The organism is Methylobacterium tardum (assembly GCF_023546765.1).
GTDB lineage: Bacteria > Pseudomonadota > Alphaproteobacteria > Rhizobiales > Beijerinckiaceae > Methylobacterium > Methylobacterium tardum.
Genome location: NZ_CP097484.1, coordinates 1,878,293 through 1,895,115, shown reverse-complemented (window position 1 = coordinate 1,895,115; position 16,823 = coordinate 1,878,293). Strand labels below are relative to the sequence as shown.

Below are 16,823 nucleotides of genomic sequence, written 5' to 3'. Positions count from 1 at the left end.
CGGCGGGACGCGTCAGGCCGCACGGTCCGCCCGCGGCTCCGGGATCGTCGCGCGCCGCCCGGCCGCCGGCTCGGCCCGGCCGAACCGCGCGTAGAGCGCCGGCAGCACCACCAGGGTCAGCAGGGTCGCGCTGATCAGGCCGCCGATCACCACGGTGGCCAGCGGCCGCTGCACCTCCGCCCCCGTCCCGGTGGCGAGCGCCATCGGCACGAAGCCCAGGGAGGCGACCAGCGCGGTCATCGCCACGGGCCGCAGCCGGGTGAGGGCGCCCTCGCGGATCGCCGCCCGCAGCGGCCGGCCCTCGGCGACGCGCTGCTTGATGAAGGTCAGCATCACCAGGCCGTTCAGCACCGCCACCCCCGAGAGCGCGATGAACCCGACCGCGGCCGGCACCGACAGCGGCATCCCGCGCAGCCACAGGGCCGCGATGCCGCCGGTGAGCGCCAGCGGCACGGCGCTGAACACCAGAAGCGCATCCCGCGCGCCACCGAGCGCCGAGGTGAGCAGCAGGAAGATCAGGAAGAAGCAGACCGGCACCACCACGGTGAGCCGGGCCTGAGCCGAGGCGAGGTTCTCGAACTGGCCGCCCCAGGTCACGTACGAGCCTGCCGGCAGGGTCACCTGTGCGGTGACTTTCCCTTGCGCCTCTGCCACCAGCGAGCCGATGTCGCGCCCGCGGACATTGGCGGTGACGACGACGCGCCGCCGCCCGTTCTCCCGGCTGATCTGGTTCGGCCCCTCGCTGACCGAGAACTGCGCCACCTGCCGCAGCAGCACGGAGGCAGCCTTGCCGTTCGGCCCCGGGGGCAGGGGGACCGGCAGGTTCTCCAGGGCCTCCCGGTCCTCGCGGACCTGATCGGTCAGGCGCACGACGATCGGCACGCGCCGGTCGCCCTCGAACACGAATCCGGCATCCCGGCCGCCCATGGCGGCGCCGATCACGTCCTGGATCGCCCCGGTGCTGAGACCCAGCCGCGCCGCCTCGGTCCGGTCGATCTTGATCTCGAAGACCGGCAGGCCGGTGATCTGCTCGACCTTGACGTCGTCGGCGCCCGGGATCCCGCGCAGGATCGCGGCGATCCGGTTGGCGGTCTCCAGCATCGGCTCGAAGGCGTCGCCGAACACCTTCACGGCGAGGTCGCCCCGGGTCCCGGCGAGCAGCTCGTTGAAGCGCAGCTGGATCGGCTGGGAGAACTCGTAGACGTTGCCGGCGAGCGCGCTCAAGGACGCCTCGATCCGCTCCTGCAGTTCGGCCTTCGAAAGGCTCGGGTCGGGCCAGTCCGCCTGCGGCTTGAGCATCACGAACGTGTCGGAGGAGTTCGGCGGCATCGGGTCGGTGGCGACCTCGGCGGTGCCGGTCTTCGAGAACACGGTGGCGACCTGCGGGAATTGCGCGATGGCCCGCTCGACCTTGAGCTGCATCGCCTGCGACTGGGTCAGCGAGGTGGAGGGGATCCGGGTGGCGTTCAGCGCGATGCTCTTCTCGTCGAGGAGCGGGATGAACTCGGTCCCGAGCCTTGCAGCGAGCAGGCCGGCCCCCGCGAGGAGCAGCAGCGCCGCCCCGACGAACGGGGCGGGCGCGCGGATCGCGGCGCCGAGGATCGGCCGGTAGAGGGCCTTCAGGCCGCGGAGGAGGGGGCTCTCGGTCTCGGTGATCCGGCCGGTCAGCGCGACGGCGATCAGGGCCGGCACGAAGGTCAGCGACAGCACGAAGGCCGAGGCCAGGGCGAGGATGACGGTCAGCGCCATCGGCTGGAACATCTTGCCCTCGACGCCCGTGAAGGTCAGGAGCGGGACGTAGACCAGGATGATGATCGCCTGCCCGTAGAGGGACGGCTTGATCATCTCCTCGGCCGAATCCCGCACCGTCTCCAGGCGCTCCTCCAGCGCGAGGGGCCGCCCGATCGCGTGCTGCCGCTCGGCGAGGTGGCGCAGCGCGTTCTCGGTGATGATCACCGCCCCGTCGGCGATGAGCCCGAAATCCAGCGCGCCGAGGCTCATCAGGTTGGCCGAGATCTTCCCCTCGACCATGCCGGTCACGGTCATCAGCATGGCGACCGGGATGACCAAAGCCGCGATCAGCGCCGCCCGGATGTTGCCGAGGAGCAGGAACAGCACGACGATCACGAGGGCCGCGCCCTCCGCGAGGTTCCGGCCCACCGTGCGGATCGTGGCCTCGGCGAGCTGCGTCCGGTCGAGGACCGTCTGGACCACGATGCCGGGGGGCAGGGCGCGCCGGATCTGCGCCATGCGGGCGTCGACGGCGGCCGCCACCGTGCGGCTGTTCTCGCCGATCCGCATCAGGGCGGTGCCGATGACGGTCTCACGACCGTTCTCGCTGGCCGAGCCGGTGCGCAGGTCGCGCCCGATCCGCACCGTGGCGACGTCGCGGATCCGCACCGGCACGCCGCCGCGGCTCGCCACGACCACGTCGGCGATCGCCTCCGGGCCCTCCAGGCGGCCGGCGGCGCGGACCACGTAGCTCTCGCCGTTATCTTCGAGGTAGCGGGCGCCCTGGTTGGCGTTGTTGGCCTGGAGCGCCCGGGCGACGTCCGCGAAGGAGAGGTCGAGGGCGGTCAGCGTCGTGGGGTCCGGCTGGACGTGGTACTGCTTCTCGAAGCCGCCGATCCCGTCGACGCCGGCGACGCCCGGGACGGACTTGATCTGCGGCCGGATGATCCAGTCCTGGACCGTGCGCAGGTAGGCGACCTGCTCCAGCTCCGTCCTGAGCGCCTGCCCCTCCGGAGTCCGGTAGCTCCCGTCCGGCTGCCAGCCCGGCCGGCCCGCCGGCACGGTCGCGCGCTCAGGCAGCGGCGCGTACTGGACCGACCACATGGTGATCTCGCCGAGACCCGTGGAGATCGGGCCCATCCGCGGCTCGACCCCGGAGGGCAGGTCCTCCCGCACCTGGGCGATGCGCTCGGCGACCTGCTGGCGGGCGAAGTAGATGTCGAGGGATTCGGCGAAGACCGCGGTGATCTGCGAGAAGCCGTTGCGCGAGAGCGAGCGGGTGTACTCGAGGCCCTTGATGCCGGCGAGCGCGGTCTCCACCGGGTAGGTGACCTGCCGCTCGACGTCGGCCGGCGACAGGGACGGGGCCAGGGTGTTGATCTGCACCTGGTTGTTGGTGATGTCGGGCACCGCGTCGATGGGCAGTTTCGTGAGCGCGACGGCGCCGAAGCCCGATGCCAGCAGCACGAGGAGCAGCACCAGCCAGCGCTGGCGGACCGAGACGGCGAGGATGCGGCTGATCATGGCGCGATCCTCAATGGTCGTGGTCGGCGTCGGCCTTGCCGAGCTCGGCCTTCAGCAGGAAGGAATTGCCGACCGCAATCTCGGCTCCGGGCTCGAGTCCGGCGGTGACCTCGTAGGCCTCGTCGTCGGACCGGCCGAGGGTGACCGGCCGCTTCTCGAACCCGTCCGGACTGCGCACGAAGACGATGCTCCGGCCCGCGATCGTCTGGACGGCCGCCTTGGGGATCCGGACCGGGACCTTGTCCTGCGCGATCTCGACCTCGGCGGTGACGAAGGTGCCGGGCCGCCACGCGAGGTCGGGATTCGGGAGGGCGACGATCACCCGGGCCGAGCGCGTGTCGGCATTGAGGAACGGGCTGACGAAGATCACCCGGCCCTCCGCGCGGCGCTCCGTCTCGCCCGTCCGTCCGGGCGTGACCGTGACCCGGGCGCCCTCCCGCACCTGGGCGAGATCGAGGGTCGGCACCGACAGCTCGATCCAGACCGTGGCGAGGTCCGCCACCGTGTAGAGGTCCGCCGGATCCCCCTCCTTGCCGACCGCCGTGCCGACATCGACCCGCCGCTCGACGATGCGGCCGGCGAAGGGCGCCCGCAGGGGATAGCGGCGCAGGCTCGACTGGTTCGGCGTCGCCTCGTCGCGCTTCTGGGCGGCCGCCACCTCGGCGGCGTCGAGGCCGAGCGCCGACAGCTTCTGACGGGCGAGGTCGACCCGGAGCTGGTTCTCCAGATAGGTGGCCCGGGCGGTCTCGAAGGCCGCCTCCGAGGCGGTGCGCGAGGCGAGCAGCTTCTGCTGGCGCTCGAAGTTGATCTTCTGCAGCTCGGCCTGGACCAGGGCGGTGAGATACTCGCTCTTGGCGTCGGCGACCTCGCGGCTGTCGAGGATGGCGACGACCTCGTTCGCCTGCACGGCGTCGCCGAGGCGCTTGCGCATCTCGGCCACGGTGCCGACCACCCGGGCCGGGACGCGGGCGATCCGGTCGGTGTCGGGAGTGATGGTGCCGGGCACGAGGAGATGGCGCGCCAGCGTGCCGCCCGCCACCGTCCGGGTGACGATGTCCTGGGCGGCGACTTGGTCGGGCCGCATCCGGATCGCATCCTCCTCCGCGTGGGCCTCCTCCGGCTCGTGCGCGTCGTGGGCGTGGCCCGCGACCGCCGGCCGGTCCAAAGGCTCGGAGCGGTCCGGATCGCGGCTCTCGGCGGCGGCCGGGGGGCGCAGCAGGCCGGCGGCGGCCAGCGCCTGGCGCAGGCTGTCGGGCAGGGGGGACAGGGCAGCGCCGACGGCGATGCCGGCGGCCAGGAAGGCCGCGGACGGGAGAATGCGCATGGGGATGCCGTGGGACTGGCTCGGCCGGGACGGCCGGGCGCCGCGCGCGGCGTCCCGGAGGGTCCCGTTCAGGTGTCGCGGAGGGATGGGCCCAGGGCCGAGGCTGGCCTTCGGGCGGGACGCGCGCCGGTCGGCGGCGTCAGCTCACGCGCGCGGAGGCCGGGGCAGCCGGTCGGGTACGAAGGAGGGGAGCGCCCGCGCGAGCTCCGCAGGGAGTGGCCGGCCCGGAACCGTCGGGGGGCGACGTCGGCCGCGTCCAGGCGGGCGGCCTGATGGCAGCCGCAATGGAGGTGCTCGCCGAGGCCGGGATCGACATTCGGCGACGCCGCCGCCGTGTCGAGAACCGGGCCCTCGCTCCGGCTGTGATGACCGCCCGCGTGGAAGGCCATATCCGCCGAGAGACCGATGCCCGGCGCGGCGAGGGACAGGGCCAGGACGAGCGCCAGCATGCGGGCGGCGATCGCCCACACACCCTGCGCCCGTGCGGCGCGCCTGCCCCGAACCTGGAAGGTCATCGCGACCCTTATGGGCGATCCGGGGCAGGGCGCACAAGGGTCCACATACAGGGGTCGACATACAAGGATCGACGTGCCCCGGCGTTCAGGCGGCCAGTTTGAGAACCCAGTCGTAGAAATCCGTCCAGGTCTCCGCCCGGGCCGGATCGCCGGACGCCTCGGCCGCGTCGGCCTGGTGGGCGCGGAGGTCGCGGGGGGCGCAGCCGAACGCGGCCTTGAAGGCCTGGGCGAAATGCGCGGGGCTCTCGAACCGCCAGCGATAGGCGACCTCCGAGATCCGGGCGGAGCGCCCGTCGGCGGCGAGATCCCGGTACGCGCGGGCGAGCCGGCGCTGCCGGATATAGCCTGACACGCCTCCGAGGGGCACGAACAGGCGGTACAGGGCGCTGCGCGACAGGCCGAACTGCCGGCCGAGGGTCTCGGCGCTCAGGTCCGCGGAGGCCAGTTCGGCCTCGATGAAGCGCCGGATGGCGAGAAGGAGCGGCGTCCCCACCGGGGCCTGGGCGAGGCGGTCCTCCTCCGGCAAGCCGAAGGCCGCCGCGCCGAGCAGCGCGGCCGTCGCCTGCGCGGCCGCGACAGCCTCCCGCTCCGAGAATCCGGTGGCGTGCGCGCTCAGGGCGCGCAGATGGTCGTTGACCATCCGGCCGAACGGGGTCGCCCCCCGGATCACCGACCCGTGGAGGCCGTCGAGCGCAGCCTGGTGCGCGCCGAACAGCGCCCGCGGCAGCACCACGGTGACGGCTTGGTAATCCGTGGACTCGGCGGACAGGGGGCGCGACAGGTCGAGCAGGCAGATATCGCCCGGCGCGCAGTCGCGCTCGCGGCCGCCGATCGCGATCCTGGACCGACCGGTGAGGCGCACATGCGCCAGGATGTGGTCGACGCCCATGCGGGCCACGAGGGCGGGCTCGCGCTCGAACCGGAGGCCCGAGGCGCTGGCCCGGCACAGGATCGCCGTGCCGAGGTGCCGGACCTGCGACTGGCCCTGGAACGCGGCGAGGTCCTCCTTCCGGATCGCGAAGTCCCAGAACGGTGCCACGGCATCGCGCCACGCGGCGGCCTGATCGATTCCGGGGCGCTCACCCAAGAGCTGCAGGACAGAATTCGACCGCATCGCTCGCGTTACGTGGCCCTGCCCTCGAGTTCTCACCCGCCGGCTTCTCTTACGACGAGTCCGGATCCACAGAAAAGGCCCTGTAACCCGACGGGGGTTGCCCACGCCTATACGGGACGGCCTGCCATCCGGACATCGCCGGCTCGGCCCGCAACGGAAGACCTGACGCGGATGATCGGCCTCATCCTTGGCCGCAGACCGGGCGCCCGGCCCGAAAACAGAACGTCCCGCGTGCCGGGTGGCCGCGGGACGGGAAGTTGCACGGTTGTGAGGACCGGTGAATTCGGCCCCGAAGGTTAACGTTGCGTTACTTCCCGCTCGGCGCCGCGCCGCTGCCGGTGGCGCCGTTGCCGCTGCTGCCGCTGCCGGCGGGGGCGCCCGATGTCGAGGTGTTGCCGCCGGGCGTGCTCTGCGCGGCCGCCAAGGAGGCGCTTCCGGCCACGAGCGCGAGGGCGAGCAGAGCGGATTGGACGGTTCGGCTGGTCATGGCTCTCCTGAATCCCGATCGGGGTCTCGACGTGCTGGCCCGTGCCGGCATGGTCGGGGTAACGGTCGCCCGCTTGAGCGTGTTCCATTTCAAGTCAAATCTGAAATCGGCTGGCTCGAGGGACGCGCACAACTTCGGCGTCGTGCGTGGCGCGGCCGGATCTGTTCGCCGCGTTCCCTTCAACCGGGAACATCGCCGCGGCCCCCAAGCTTGTCCGAGCATCGAGCACGGGAGCGTGGCGTGCGGATGTTTCGGATCATGCAGGCGGCGACGGGCGCCATCCTCTGGATCGGCTCGGCGCTGGATCCCCAGAAAGCCCTGGACGCGATGGCGCGGACATCCGGCTACCGCGACCGAAACGGCATTCCCGCCCACCTGTATGCCGGCGGCCTCCATGTCGAGGAGGTGGAGGCCTGAGCCGCCCGACGGAAGCCGGAGACGCATCATGACCAAGCTGTTCATCGCGCAGATGCGCGACCCGGGCGGGGAGAAGCCCCTCGTGACCGTCAGGGCCGAGGCCGAGGGCGAGGCGCGCCTGTTCCTGAACGCCGCGTACCCGGACGCGGAGATCGCCAGCATCAGCGAGCCCAGCGACTGGACGAGTGACGCCGATACCGGAACCCGGGCCGGCGACATCCGCGAGCATCCCGGCGTGATCTGGCAGCCGCCGTCGAGCCTGGCCGGTTGAGGCCGGGCCGGCCCGGTAAGCCGGGAGGCCGCTCGCGGCTGGACGTCCCGGAGGCCGATGACGACAAATGTCGCGATCCGATTCACGGGTCATCAGCGCGGATCGCCGAGGCTGCGGCATGATTTCCGGTGATCCGACACCGCGCCTGTTCGCGGCCGGGGCCGCCCTGACCGGCACCGGCATCCTGATGTGCCGCTCGGAGCCGTCCTGGGACGGGATCCTGGTCGGCCTGCTCTGCCTCGGGCTCTGGGCCCTCGGGACGCTCGCGGCGCGGCCGGCACGCCCCTCGAGACGCGCACGACCGACGCGGCCGATGATCCTGGAGGCGGTCGTCGCCGAGACACCTCGGGCCGCGCCGCTCCTGCTGCCGCCCCCCCGGATGACGGCCGGTGTCCCGACCGCCGCCTCGCGGCTGCCCGAGGTGCTGACCCACCGGCAGCGGGTCGTCGAGCGGCACACCCGTCGCCGCCGGTAAGGCCGGCCGGCGCCATTCAGGTCAAGCGCGACGCGCCCGTCCGGCGGGAGCGAGCATCCGGAACCGGTTGCGGAGCGGTGATCGCCCGCCGCGCAGGCCGGTGTGGAGCGGTCGCGGGATTCTGCCGCAGCACCGATCCGGTGCGTCCGGAGTTGGCCGAGAGCCAACCCAGGAGACAGCATGGCGGACAAGGCTGACGTGACGACCTACACGGTGAAGCAGGCGCTGGCCGCCAAGGTCGACGACCACATCGAGATCGCGGTCGAGACGCAGGACGGCACCACGCTGAAGCTCAAGGCGACCGCCGACCAGCTGGATGCCCTGGTGGGCGATCTGGAGACGATCCTGGACGCCGAGGAGGCCGAGGGCGAGGCCGCCTGAGCGGCCCCGAAGCGGAAGCGGGCCGGGCGCGCGAGCGCCCGGCTTCGGCACCAGCGCGGCGCCCGATCGCAGCCCGATCGGGCGCCGTTGCCTTTGGGGCGTCCAGCTGAAGCCGGTGGGCGAATGGTTCGGTTCAAAACCAAACCGGCCCCCGTGCAGTTGTGCCCTTGAGCGCGGGCCGTCCGCGCGACCGTACCGGAGTCCCCATGGCCGCCGAGCCGAGTGCCGCCCCGCGTCAGCCCGCGCAGGTGCCGCCGCCCCTCGTTCCGGGCCTGCGCGGTCTCCTGACCCTCGCGGTCAGCGTGGTCCTGATCGCCGCCCTCTACCTCGGACGCGAGGTGTTCATCCCCCTCGTGCTGGCCGTTCTGCTCAGCTTCGTCCTGGCGCCGGTGGTCAACCTGCTGCGCCGGTTGCACCTCGGGCGCGTCCCCTCGGTCATCGTCGCCGTGCTGCTCGCCCTTGGGGTCATCGGCGGCATCGGGACGGTCATCGGCACCCAGGTGGCAGGGCTCGCCGGCAACCTGCCGCAGTATCAGACCACCGTGCAGAGGAAGGTGGCGGGCCTGCAGCAGGGCTGGCTCGGCGAGGCCAACCGGCTGCTGCAGAAGTTCAACCACCAGGTTCATGATGCCACCCAGAAGGCCGACGCCGCCGGCACGACAGCCGAGACGGGACCGGCCGGGGATACGCCCAAGGCGCAGCTCGTGCGCGTCGAGCAGCCCGAGCCCTCGCCACTGGCACTGGCCCAGAAGGTGCTCGGACCCATCGTCTCGCCGCTGACCGACGTCGGCATCGTGCTGGTGGTGGTGGTGTTCCTGCTCATGCAGCGCGAGGACCTGCGCAACCGCATGATCCGCCTGTTCGGGTCGAGCGACCTGCATCGCACGACCGTGGCGATGGACGACGCGGCCGGCCGCCTCGGCACCTACTTCCTGGCCCAGCTCGGCATGAACGCCGCCTTCGGGGTGCTGATCGGCATCAGCCTCTGGTTCATCGGCGTGCCCAACCCGATCCTGTGGGGCGTGTTCTCGGCGATCATGCGCTTCGTCCCCTATATCGGCGCCTTCGCCTCCGGCCTGCTTCCCGTAGCCCTCGCCGCCGCCGTCGACCCGGGCTGGTCGATGGTGATCGCGACCGCAGCGCTGTTCCTGATCGCCGAGCCGATCTTCGGGCAGGTGATCGAGCCGCTGCTCTACGGCCATTCCACCGGCCTCTCGCCCTTCGCGGTGATCGTCTCGACCCTGTTCTGGGGCTTCCTGTGGGGCCCGATCGGCCTGATCCTGGCCACCCCGTTCACCGTCTGCCTCGTGGTGCTCGGCCGCCACGTCGACAGCCTGGAATTCCTCGACGTCCTGCTCGGCGACCGGCCGCCGCTGACGCCGGTCGAGAACTTCTACCAGCGCATGCTGGCGGGCGATCCGGACGAGGCGCGCGACCTCGGCGAGGTCATGCTGAAGGAGCGCTCCCTGTCCTCGTACTACGACGAGGTGGCGCTCAAGGGGCTGCAGCTCGCCGCGAACGATTTCGCGCGCGGGGTCGTGACGCCGGCGCAGCTGGAGAACATCCGCAACTCCGCCCGGGCGCTGGTCGAGGATTTCGAGGACCACCCCGATGCCGAGCCGGCCGGGGACGACACGACGGTCAACCCGAGCGCGACCCCGACCTTGGCCGAGCGGACCCACACCCGGACCGAGGCGGTGCCCGGCCAGGCGCCGCCGCGCGAGGCCCTCCCGGAGGCGTGGCGCGGGGAGGCGCCCGTCCTGTGCGTGGCGGGGCGCGGCCCCCTCGACGAGGCCTCCTCGGCGATGCTGGCCCAGTTGCTGCGCAAGCACGGGCTCGGTGCCCGGGTCATCGGCTACGAGGCCGTCTCGCGCGACCGCATCCGCGACCTGGACCTCACGGGCGTGGCGATGGTGTGCATCTCCTATCTCGACATCAGCGGCAGCCCCGCGCATCTGCGCTACCTGCTGGAGCGCCTGAAGCGGCGCGCCCCGCAGCTGCCCGTGCTGGTGGGCCTCTGGCCTGTGGGCGAGAAGGTGCTCACCGATGCCGCGCTCGGCCGGGCGATCGGGGCCGACGTCTACGTGTCCTCGCTGCGCGACGGGGTCGAGGCCTGCCTGCGGACCGCGCAGGCCTCCTCGGACAGAGGCGCAGAGGCCGCCTGAGGCCCCCTGTCGTGTCGGCGTGCCGCGCCCAGGCCGGGCCTGTCGGAGCTGGGCTGCGCCGCGCCGCTAAACCCGGCCGGACACCATCCGGGGCGTCGATACTTCTGCTATGGATCGCCGTCGGAGCTTCGCGTTGAGGAGGCGTTGGGTGTCGCGCTGCGTCGTCGCCATCCGGGATGGTGAAGGGTCGGCTGAGACGGATCCGGTTCGCCGCGCGTGCCGGTGCGCCCCGTGCGCGGCGCTGCGCCGCGGCCCGACCGTCGCCTGGGCGCCATGACCGGCCCGGACGCCGCCACGGACCCGGGCTCGGCTCCGCCGCCGGCGCGCTACCGGCTGCAATGTGTCGTGCACCGGGAGAGCGCGAGCGGCATCATCATCCACGACGAGCCGATTTTCGGGCTCTCCGAAGACGCTGCGGTTGCGGACGCGAAGGCGCGGTTTGCGCATCTGCTCGCTGGCCGCTCGGGCTCGGCGGCCCTGCGGGATGCGGCCGGACGGGTCGTCTGGTCCACGCAACAGAAGGCTTCGGCCGGGGTGCCCAAACCCCTGTAACGGCCCGTCCGGTCGCGCGGTGCCGCCGGCAGGCCTCAGCGATTCGGTTCCAGGTCGATCACCGGGCCGCCGACATCGAAGAACTCGTCCTCGAAGGACAAGCTTTCTCCAAGTTCATCTTCCTCTCTCCGCCGCAAAGGCACGATGGAGGACAGTACTCCGAGGCAGAGCGCTCCGGCAATGAAGGCAATCAGGATGGCGATGCTCATGACGGAACACCCGGACGCAGCGTGCAGCTGCAGCAAGCACCGACAAGATTAAGACTCGGTTCCCGGTCGACGCAATCGAAATCGGCGCCGCCGGTGACCGCAGGCCGGATCCGGCCCCGAACGGCAGGGTCCGGCCTTGGCCCGGCGGCCGTCAGCCCACCGGCCGGTGCAGCCCCGAGCGGGACCGGAGCCCCTGCGCGGGCCGTGATTCGCGCCCGGCTCAACCCTGCGCGGGGACCTTATCCTTCTGGTGATCGACCTCGTCGCGGATGCCGTGGCCGGCCATCAGGATCTCGGCCATGAACGCGCCGATCGCCGCCACCGTGCAGACCAGCGCCGCCCCGAAGCACGCGAACAGGATCGACGCCGTGGCGGCGTCGCGCAGCGCCCCGACGAACAGGGTCAGCACCGCCATGCCGATCAGGCTGCCCCCCAGCGAGGCCAGCACGACGGCGAGGTCGAGGACGAAGGAGCGCCGCCGCAGGAAGGTCAGGCGGCGGCCCAGGCGTGCGGCCTCGGCGCTCGTCGCCTTGGCGGCCTCCGCCGAGAGCGCGTCGACCTTGTCGGAGATCCGGCCGAGCCGGGTCGAGAACACGTTCAGCAGGGTCGCGAGCGCCGAGAGCAGGAACGCGGGCGCGAGCGCCACCTGGATGATATGCGCGATGCTGTCGGGCTCGGTGGAGCTGAGGGAGAATCCGAACATCGACGCTACGCCCGCGGCCGCGTCATGCCCGGGCAGATCTCGGGGCCAATCGGGGGGCCAATCTCGGGGATGGGCCGGAAAGCGGCAGGGGCTCGCGAATGTACCATGCCGGGAGGGTCACCACGGGAGGCCCTCCGCGTGCAACCCGACGACCAGCAGCGCCAGGGCCGTGAGGAACGCGACCGTGAGGTAAGGGGCCGGGGTGTCGGTCACCGGAGCCTCCACACCCGCGGATTGGTGGCGACCACCGCCAGGACGTAGAAGGCCACGCCGAGCGGCGTCCCGTAGGCCACGACGGCAACGCCGATCCCGATCCAGGCCGACAGAAGGGCCAGCATCGACAGCAGCGCGAGCGGGTTCATGCGCGTCTCCCCGAGGTTTCAACCGCTGGGCCGGATCGTCATCGTGCGGGCGCCCGTGACTGCGCGACGAACGCCGTCGGCACATAGCGCCGGATGCAGGCGAGGGAAGCCGCGAGCGCGGGCCGGCTGAGGAACGGCCCGAACACGACCGGCGCATCGCCCGGCGGCGCCGCGAAGGCGTCGCCCGCATCGAAGCGGGCCGGGAGCCCGCAGCCCCGGCCCGCTTGCGCGATCGCCGCGCCCGCGGGCGTGAGGTCTTCCGGCCCGATGAAGCGCGTCAGCAGCGTGCTGCGGATCGAGCCGGCATAGATCCACCAGCCGACCGTCTCCTCCTCGACCGCCCCGGCCGGCCTCGACAGCCCGGACAGCGCGGCGGCGACGAGTCCGCACGCCGTGAGCTGCCGCGCGATCCGCCCGTCTACCCTCGGCATCCGTCGCTTCTCCACAGGTCGCCTGTCCTGTCCCCGCACAAGTCCTGCCGATGGCCGAGCGTGTGCGGCCTGCGGTTCCGACCCGCAACCCGGCGGGTTCAAGCCAGGTTACGATGATCAGAACGGTGATGCCAAGAACTGGTCCGCGCCGTGACAGTTTCCGAGCGCAGGGACTTCGCCGCGCGCCTGGATCAGGACTGTGCGGCGGCCGCCCCGGCCCGCAGAATGACGTCCCGGCTGCGGACCGAACCCGGACGGCGATTGCCAGGCTGCCGGCCGTTCACGCCGGTCCGGCAACCGGCCGCATCGTAAATTAATGTTAACCGCGTTCCGCACCCCGGAGCAGGCTTGCGGGCCGATCGCCGGTAGGATCTAAGAAATGATGAAGCTTCCTGGTTGGTCCTGGGAACATTCACGAGCGAACTCGAGCCCCGCCCGCCACCGTGCGGCGGGGCTTTTTGTTTCCAGAAACATTCGGATACGCTTTCACATCGCTGCTTGAGCCGGCGAAAAGCGGGATGTGCTCTAACGCACCAGGCCGCCTCGGCCCGAAAGCCTGGATTCCAGGCTGTTGCAGCGATGCACTATCGCGTCCTCGCATCCTGTCGTTCTTGTCGCCGGGTCAACATCCCGCCCAACGGGAGACAGAGGACCAGATGACCAAGACGCTTCTTCTCGCGAGCGCCGCCACGGCTCTCCTGGCCGGCGCCGCCTCGGCCGCCGACCTGCCGCGCCGCGCCGCTCCGCCGCCGGTGTTCACCCCCGTCCCGGTCTTCACCTGGACCGGCTTCTACGCGGGTTTCAACGCCGGCTACGCCTTCGACGCCAGCAGCAACAACACCAACAGCTTCGCCGTGCCGGGTGGCCCGGGTGGCTTCACGGGCGGCGGACCGGGCACGACGGCCTTCTTCAGCCAGCGGAACCAGGAAGGTTTCACCGGCGGTGGCCAGATCGGCTACAATGTCCAGTTCACCCCGGGCTCGGGCGTGGTCGTCGGCATCGAGGCCGACGCGCAGTACCTCGACTTCGGCCGCAACCGGAACAACGGCTTCGCTGCCGGCCTGTCGCCTGCCTACTACGTGACCGACCCGCGCGGCCTGTCGAGCCTCGACTTCTTCGGCACCGTGCGCGGCCGCATCGGCTACGCCTTCGACCGCGTGCTGGTGTACGGCACCGGCGGCTTCGCCTACGGCTCGGGCAGCGCTGACCGCTCGTTCGGCGGCTTCGCCGGCAACGACAGCTTCCGCACCGGCTACGCCGTCGGCGGCGGCATCGAGTACGCCCTCCCGACCGACTCGTTCCTGAACTTCTTCCGCTCGTCCGCCGTGACGCTGAAGGTCGAAGGCCTGTACGTGAACCTCGACCGCAACACCCGCAACCAGGGTGCGCTCGTGATCAACGCCGCCTCGAACGTCCCGGCCTATTACAGCCCGGTCGGCCGCCGCGACGACGAGTTCGCCGTGGTCCGCGCCGGCCTGAACTACAAGTTCGGCTCGTACTAAGGGCACTTCGCGAACGCTCCCTTCGCGCCGAACGGCGCGGAGGGGGCCTCCCGGTGACCGGGACCTTGCGCGGCCTCCGGCCTGCCGCACCCCGCTCGACCTTGAGCATCCCCAGCCCGATCAGACTGGCCGCTTGAGCCGAGGCGCGTCCCGGGAGTCACTCCCGGGACGTTTTGCCGTCTGGAGAGCCTCTGGCCGGGTTCAGGCGTGGACGGCGTGCTCGAGCTGCGCCTTCGACATCCGCGACCGGCCCGGCACGTTCTGCGCGCGGGCCTTGCGCATCAGCTCCGCCTTCGTCGTGGTGTCCTTGTCGCCCTTGCCGGTCTTGCGCGCCGCGGCGGACTTCTCGGCGGCCGCCTTCGGCTGCTTCGAGAACTGCTTGCCCTTGCGCGTGTCGGCCCGCTTCTTGGCCGTGCTGGCCGCGTATTCCGTGTCGGTCAGGCTCTCGCGGGCCTTCTTGGGCAGATAGCGCTCGCCGGTCTTGCCGCTCGCCTCGCCCGACTTCGTGCCCCACTCCTCGTCGGTCCACTGCTTGAGGTGGTTGTCGTCCGCCTTCTTGCCGGCGTAGCCGCCCCCTTCCTTCTTGTATTCGGCCGTCGCCATCTGCGCCTTGCGCGCCGACCACTGGCCAAGCTTGCCGCCCTTGTTCGACTTCGTGACCTGCGTCTTGACCTTGTCCCACAGCTTGGGATCGGTCTTTTTGGCAGTTCCTGACATCGTCGCGCCTCGCGAAAAAAGATTTGGCGGACAACACGGGACGTGCTGCTCCGTTCCTGCGGTCCGGTGACCCGGCACGAAGCCGGCCCCAGGGCGGGGGCGATCTCGGGCACGGCGGTCGCAGGCCGCGCATCCTGTTCCCGGCACATCCGCTGCTGGGCGCCTTGCTCGCGGCCCTGCAGAGCGTCCCGGATACGTCGGCGGTCTCGCCGGGTTGGCCACGAGGGATTGGCGCGCCGGACGCCGACCTCACGGACTTCGAAAAGGATGCAGCATGGCCGACGCGCCGGACGATACGCAGGCCCAGCGGATGCCCCACGGCAAGCCTGAGAGCGAAGGGCTGGCGAATGCGCCCCTCGACACCGCGACCGGCACGGTCAAGCCGCAGGACGGTCCGATGGAACGGGCCGGCACCGAGAAAGAAGAAGCGCGCCGGGGTGGAACGAGCCTCGGGGCGGAGCGGGACCGGCCGAGCGGCAGCCGGGGCTGAGCGCGGACGGCGCGCCCCGGGCCGGAACCCGGACGCGCGACCACGGAGAGAGGAAGACGCATGCGGATTCGGCACAAGCCCCTGCGCGAGCAGGTGATCGTCATCACCGGCGCCTCCAGCGGGATCGGCCTTGCCACGGCCCGCGCGGCCGCGCGCCGGGGCGCCCGCGTCGTCCTGGCGGCGCGCAACGCCGCCGCCCTCGACGACATCGTTCACGACATCCAGGAGCGGGGCGGCGAGGCCCGGGCCGTCGTGACCGACGTGTCGCGCCGGGAGGATATCGAGGCCCTGGCCGCCGAAGCCGTGCGCGCCTATGGCGGCTTCGACACCTGGGTCAACAATGCCGGCCTCTCGATCTTCGGCCGCCTCGAGGAGGTCTCGGACGCGGACCATCGCCGGCTGTTCGACGTCAATTTCTGGGGGATCGTCTACGGCTCGACCGTGGCGCTGCAGCACCTGAAGCGATCAGGCGGCGCGCTGGTGAACCTGGGCTCGGTGGCCTCCGATCTCGCCTTCCCGATCCAGGGCATGTACTCCGCCTCCAAGCACGCGATCAAAGGCTTCACGGACGCGCTCCGGATGGAGCTGCAGGAGGAGGGCGCTCCGGTCTCGGTGACGCTCATCAAGCCGGCCTCGATCGACACGCCGTTTCCGGAGCACGCCCGGAACTACATGACGCGGGCCCCGAAGCTGCCGCCGCCGGTCTACGATCCGGCGGATGTCGCGGAGGCGATCCTGTACGCCGCGGAGCACGGTCCGCGGGATGTCTATATCGGCGGCGGCGGCAAGCTGATGAGTTCGCTGCGCAAGCGCGTTCCCGCGGTGACCGACTGGATGGGCGCCGCCGTGGTGTCCAAGACCCAGAAGGCCGGGGTGGCTGGGCGGGACCGGAACGGAGCCCTCTACGCGGCCGGCCGCGACGGCGCCGTCCGGGGAGGCTCGCCCCACCACGTCATGCGCAGCGTCTACACGCAGGCCTCGATCAACCCGGTCCTCACCGGGATCCTGCTCGCGGGCGCCACGGCGGCCGCGGCCTCGCTGCTGGGCCGCCCGGGCCGGTCCTAGGCGCCCGCGACGCGAGGCCGTCCCCGCCCGGCAGGGAAGCCGATCTTTCAGCGCGGGATCGCGCGCATCCGAGCGCGCGATCCCGCTTCTGTCGGGAGAGTCCATGGCCCGCGATCAGAGCGGCGGCGCGACGCCATCTCCCGAGGAGCGGGCAGCGGGGATCCGCGCCGGCCGGAAGCACCTCGGCGAGGACGGCCGGCCGCTGACGCGTCCCACCTCCGACGCGCAGGAGGCGGCCGACCGCACCGCGATGACGGTGACCGGGAAGCCGGAACCGATCCCGTGCGCCACCGAGGACGGCCTGGACAAGGCCTAAGCCTTCACGGGCGCGTTCCCCCGGCGTTGGCCCGGGAATAAAGCCGGCGGCCTGCCGGTTCTTGATCCCGTG

20 protein-coding genes are annotated in these 16,823 nt (G+C 71.6%); 10 read left to right on the top strand and 10 right to left on the bottom strand.

Annotated features, from left to right (window positions below):
- Positions 1 to 12 precede the first annotated feature (12 nt).
- The 5 genes from M6G65_RS08880 to M6G65_RS08860 all read right to left on the bottom strand — a co-directional run bounded on the left by M6G65_RS08880 (position 13) and on the right by M6G65_RS08860 (position 6,695).
- Positions 13 to 3,255 (bottom strand): efflux RND transporter permease subunit, encoded by a 3,243-nt coding sequence (locus M6G65_RS08880; RefSeq protein ID WP_250103835.1) that lies wholly within the window; start codon positions 3,253 to 3,255, stop codon positions 13 to 15.
- Positions 3,256 to 3,265: 10 nt separating this feature from the next.
- Entirely contained in the window at positions 3,266 to 4,579 is a 1,314-nt protein-coding gene (locus tag M6G65_RS08875; RefSeq protein ID WP_238195793.1) for an efflux RND transporter periplasmic adaptor subunit, read from the bottom strand.
- A 68-nt stretch (positions 4,580 to 4,647) separates the two neighbouring features.
- The gene (locus tag M6G65_RS08870; protein WP_250103834.1) at positions 4,648 to 5,094 is read right to left on the bottom strand and encodes a hypothetical protein; all 447 of its coding nucleotides are present in this window, start codon (positions 5,092 to 5,094) and stop codon (positions 4,648 to 4,650) included.
- A gap of 85 nt (positions 5,095 to 5,179) precedes the next feature.
- Positions 5,180 to 6,208, bottom strand: a complete 1,029-nt coding sequence (locus M6G65_RS08865) for a helix-turn-helix domain-containing protein (protein ID WP_238195795.1) — start codon at positions 6,206 to 6,208, stop codon at positions 5,180 to 5,182.
- A 307-nt stretch (positions 6,209 to 6,515) separates the two neighbouring features.
- Complete coding sequence (locus tag M6G65_RS08860) at positions 6,516 to 6,695, bottom strand: hypothetical protein (RefSeq protein WP_238195796.1); 180 nt, start codon at positions 6,693 to 6,695, stop codon at positions 6,516 to 6,518.
- A 240-nt stretch (positions 6,696 to 6,935) separates the two neighbouring features.
- Here M6G65_RS08860 and M6G65_RS08855 point away from each other — a divergent pair, with 240 nt between their 5' ends.
- From M6G65_RS08855 to M6G65_RS08830, 6 genes are all read left to right on the top strand, one after another.
- Positions 6,936 to 7,112, top strand: a complete 177-nt coding sequence (locus M6G65_RS08855; protein ID WP_238195797.1) for a hypothetical protein — start codon at positions 6,936 to 6,938, stop codon at positions 7,110 to 7,112.
- A gap of 28 nt (positions 7,113 to 7,140) precedes the next feature.
- Positions 7,141 to 7,383, top strand: coding sequence for a hypothetical protein (locus tag M6G65_RS08850; protein ID WP_238195798.1), 243 nt, complete (start codon positions 7,141 to 7,143; stop codon positions 7,381 to 7,383).
- A gap of 118 nt (positions 7,384 to 7,501) precedes the next feature.
- Positions 7,502 to 7,858 (top strand): energy transducer TonB, encoded by a 357-nt coding sequence (locus M6G65_RS08845; protein WP_250103833.1) that lies wholly within the window; start codon positions 7,502 to 7,504, stop codon positions 7,856 to 7,858.
- Positions 7,859 to 8,038: 180 nt separating this feature from the next.
- On the top strand, positions 8,039 to 8,239 hold the full coding sequence (locus M6G65_RS08840) for a hypothetical protein (protein ID WP_238195800.1): 201 nt from the start codon (positions 8,039 to 8,041) through the stop codon (positions 8,237 to 8,239).
- Between the two features lie 206 nt (positions 8,240 to 8,445).
- The gene (locus tag M6G65_RS08835) at positions 8,446 to 10,404 is read left to right on the top strand and encodes an AI-2E family transporter (protein ID WP_238195801.1); all 1,959 of its coding nucleotides are present in this window, start codon (positions 8,446 to 8,448) and stop codon (positions 10,402 to 10,404) included.
- 231 nt (positions 10,405 to 10,635) lie between these two features.
- Positions 10,636 to 10,956, top strand: a complete 321-nt coding sequence (locus M6G65_RS08830) for a hypothetical protein (protein WP_250103832.1) — start codon at positions 10,636 to 10,638, stop codon at positions 10,954 to 10,956.
- A 35-nt stretch (positions 10,957 to 10,991) separates the two neighbouring features.
- Here the strand turns inward: M6G65_RS08830 and M6G65_RS08825 are convergent, their stop codons facing one another.
- The 4 genes from M6G65_RS08825 to M6G65_RS08810 form a co-directional block, all read right to left on the bottom strand.
- Positions 10,992 to 11,165 (bottom strand): hypothetical protein, encoded by a 174-nt coding sequence (locus M6G65_RS08825; protein ID WP_238195802.1) that lies wholly within the window; start codon positions 11,163 to 11,165, stop codon positions 10,992 to 10,994.
- Between the two features lie 220 nt (positions 11,166 to 11,385).
- Positions 11,386 to 11,868 (bottom strand): DUF2721 domain-containing protein, encoded by a 483-nt coding sequence (locus tag M6G65_RS08820; RefSeq protein WP_238195803.1) that lies wholly within the window; start codon positions 11,866 to 11,868, stop codon positions 11,386 to 11,388.
- A 209-nt stretch (positions 11,869 to 12,077) separates the two neighbouring features.
- Positions 12,078 to 12,230 (bottom strand): hypothetical protein, encoded by a 153-nt coding sequence (locus M6G65_RS08815; protein WP_192709268.1) that lies wholly within the window; start codon positions 12,228 to 12,230, stop codon positions 12,078 to 12,080.
- Positions 12,231 to 12,268: 38 nt separating this feature from the next.
- The gene (locus M6G65_RS08810) at positions 12,269 to 12,661 is read right to left on the bottom strand and encodes a hypothetical protein (RefSeq protein ID WP_238195804.1); all 393 of its coding nucleotides are present in this window, start codon (positions 12,659 to 12,661) and stop codon (positions 12,269 to 12,271) included.
- Between the two features lie 656 nt (positions 12,662 to 13,317).
- On the opposite strand from M6G65_RS08810, the gene M6G65_RS08805 reads away from it, so the two are divergent.
- Positions 13,318 to 14,163 carry an outer membrane protein gene (locus M6G65_RS08805; RefSeq protein WP_238195805.1) on the top strand — a complete coding sequence of 282 codons (846 nt, stop codon included), beginning with the start codon at positions 13,318 to 13,320 and terminating at the stop codon, positions 14,161 to 14,163.
- 201 nt (positions 14,164 to 14,364) lie between these two features.
- Here M6G65_RS08805 and M6G65_RS08800 read toward each other — a convergent pair whose 3' ends face one another.
- Complete coding sequence (locus tag M6G65_RS08800) at positions 14,365 to 14,880, bottom strand: DUF5872 domain-containing protein (protein WP_238195806.1); 516 nt, start codon at positions 14,878 to 14,880, stop codon at positions 14,365 to 14,367.
- A gap of 274 nt (positions 14,881 to 15,154) precedes the next feature.
- Between M6G65_RS08800 and M6G65_RS08795 the strand changes: the two genes are divergently transcribed.
- From M6G65_RS08795 to M6G65_RS08785, 3 genes are all read left to right on the top strand, one after another.
- On the top strand, positions 15,155 to 15,370 hold the full coding sequence (locus M6G65_RS08795; protein WP_238195807.1) for a hypothetical protein: 216 nt from the start codon (positions 15,155 to 15,157) through the stop codon (positions 15,368 to 15,370).
- Between the two features lie 60 nt (positions 15,371 to 15,430).
- Positions 15,431 to 16,435, top strand: coding sequence for an SDR family oxidoreductase (locus M6G65_RS08790; RefSeq protein WP_238195808.1), 1,005 nt, complete (start codon positions 15,431 to 15,433; stop codon positions 16,433 to 16,435).
- 103 nt (positions 16,436 to 16,538) lie between these two features.
- Positions 16,539 to 16,751, top strand: coding sequence for a hypothetical protein (locus tag M6G65_RS08785; protein WP_238195809.1), 213 nt, complete (start codon positions 16,539 to 16,541; stop codon positions 16,749 to 16,751).
- The last annotated feature ends 72 nt before the right edge of the window (positions 16,752 to 16,823 follow it).